Origin of the sequence: Okeania sp. SIO3I5, from assembly GCF_010672085.1 — a bacterium.
Lineage (GTDB): Bacteria > Cyanobacteriota > Cyanobacteriia > Cyanobacteriales > Microcoleaceae > Trichodesmium.
Map to the genome: position 1 here is coordinate 6,715 of NZ_JAAHHT010000315.1, position 2,655 is coordinate 9,369.

Annotated in this window: 1 protein-coding gene; it reads left to right on the top strand. The window is 36.2% G+C overall.

What is annotated here, in order from left to right; genetic code table 11:
* Positions 1–1,580 precede the first annotated feature (1,580 nt).
* Positions 1,581–2,655: serine/threonine protein kinase (locus tag F6K40_RS36310; RefSeq protein WP_375340629.1), on the top strand; the 1,075-nt coding region annotated here is incomplete at its 3' end.

Genomic DNA, 2,655 nt, shown 5'->3' on the forward strand with positions numbered 1-2,655 from the left:
TGCCTGAAACTGTTGTGAATGTCAAAATTTTTAGCTGCTCAAATCTGCCATTCTCAATTCTCAATTCTGAATTCAGTTAAATAGTTTCAAACTTTTAATGTCAAATAATTGCCTGAAACTGTTGTGAATGTCAAAATTTTTAGCCGCTCAAATCTGCCATTCTGAATTCTCAATTCTGAATTCTCAATTCTGAATTCTGAATTCAGTTAAATAGTTTCAAACTTTCAATGTTAAATAATTGCCTGAAACTGCTGTGAATGTCAAAATTTTTAGCCGCTCAAATCTGCCATTCTGAATTTTCAATTCTGAATTCAGTTAAATAGTTTCAAACTTTCAATGTCAAATAATTGCCTGAAACTGCTGTGAATGTCAAAATTTTTAGCCGCTCAAATCTGCCATTCTCAATTCTGAATTTTCAATTCTGAATTCTGTGAAATAGTTTCAAACTTTCAATGTCAAATAATTGCCTGAAACTGTTGTGAATGTCAAAATTTTTAGCCGCTCAAATCTGCCATTCTCAATTCTGAATTTTCAATTCTGAATTCTGTTAAATAGTTTCAAACTTTCAATGTCAAATAATTGCCTGAAACTGTTGTGAGTGTCAAAATTTTTAGCTGCTCAAATCTGCCATTCTCAATTCTCAATTCTGAATTCTGTGAAATAGTTTCAAACTTTCAATGTCAAATAATTGCCTGAAACTGTTGTGAATATCAAATTTTTTAGCCGCTCAAATCTGCCATTCTCAATTCTGAATTTTCAATTCTGAATTCTGTGAAATAGTTTCAAACTTTCAATGTCAAATAATTGCCTGAAACTGCTGTGAATGTCAAAATTTTTAGCCGCTCAAATCTGCCATTCTCAATTCTCAATTCTCAATTCTGTTAAATAGTTTCAAACTTTCAATGTCAAATAATTGCCTGAAACTGCTGTGAATGTCAAAATTTTTAGCCGCTCAAATCTGCCATTCTCAATTCTCAATTCTGAATTGAGAATTCAGTGAAATGATATAAGATATATTGATCCCCGAACGCTAACTATTAATTTTTAGTGGTGGATTATCCATGTGTCTTATTAAAGGAATTTAGTCGCTTTTTTTTATTTCCCTATATTTCTATATTAATTTTTATCTTGAAAAGCGACAAGTTTTCCGAGATATATACCTTGGTTTGCAAAACTAAAAAATGTTGCCAGGAGTAGCAAGTAGCTGTTTATTACAAAAAATTAAGCTGTGTCATAATTATAATAGGGGGGTTTTGTAGGCCTAATTTTAGGTAGACACTTTCTGGAAAAGTATTAGTAATGGAAAAGAAGCATCATTTATATCCTATTTCTTACTTTTATTTTATACTATTGATTGACGGATTATGTTGAATTTGAGTATAAAAATAATTAAAAACCAATGTTAGACGATTTTTTTGTGCAGTCGTATGAAGAAATTATCTAAAAGATTTGTTACTACTACTAACCGTAGTTTCAACTAAATTTGGATAGGTCAAATAAGGTTAATTTTTATTGAAACTTACACTTAAAATTCACTTAATAGTGTAAAATGTGGTACTCCCCTTCCCCTGGAGATGATGATGCTCAATTTACCTGGTTATCAAGAAAAAAACCAAATATATACCGGAAACCGCACAGTAATCTATCAAGCTATCCGAGCCACCCCTCGGCGGCCAGTCATCATTAAAGTTTTACGCAACCCCTACCCCAGTTTTAATGAATTAGTCCAATTCCGCAACCAATACATCATCACCCGTCACCTGGAACATCCGAGAATTGTTCAACCTTTGGCCTGGGAACGCTATAAAAATGGTTATGCTCTAATTATGCCAGATTCGGGAGCGATCGCTCTTTCCGACTATTGGCCAAAATCAGACTGTTCTCTAACCGAATTTCTCCACATTGCCATCCAACTAGCAGAAGCTCTCCACTATCTAACCCAACAACGGATTATTCACAAAGACATTAAACCTGCCAACATCGTCATCCATCCTGAAACCAAACAAATTCAACTGATCGACTTCAGTATCTCTAGTTTATTACCTACTGAACAACAACAACTAATTAACCCTAACGTTCTGGAAGGAACCCTTGCCTACATCTCCCCCGAACAAACCGGACGCATGAACCGAGGCATTGATTATCGTAGCGACTTCTATTCTCTGGGAGTAACATTTTTTGAACTGCTAAGTGGAAAATTACCGTTTGAAAGTAGCGATCCAATGGAATTGGTGCATTGTCATATTGCCCATAAACCCAAGTTTCCTGTGAAAACTCAAGTGCCAGAAGTCTTGCAAGAAATAGCATTCAAATTGATGAATAAGAATGCGGAAGACCGTTATCAGAGTGCCTTGGGTTTGAAGCATGATCTAGAGAAATGTCTGCAACAGTTAGAACAAACCGGAAAAACTAGATCGTTTGAGTTAGGAGAGCGGGATGTGAGCGATCGCTTCCTCATCCCCGAAAAACTCTACGGACGGGAAACCGAAGTACAAATCTTACTGGATGCTTTTGATAGAGTTAGTAATCCCCTTAGTAATTCCCCCCACACTCCCCACACTCCCCACACTCCCCACACTCCCCACCCTCCCACAAAAGGGGGAGAAGTCAGAGCAGAAATGATCCTAGTGGCGGGGGTTTCCGGGATTGGGGAAA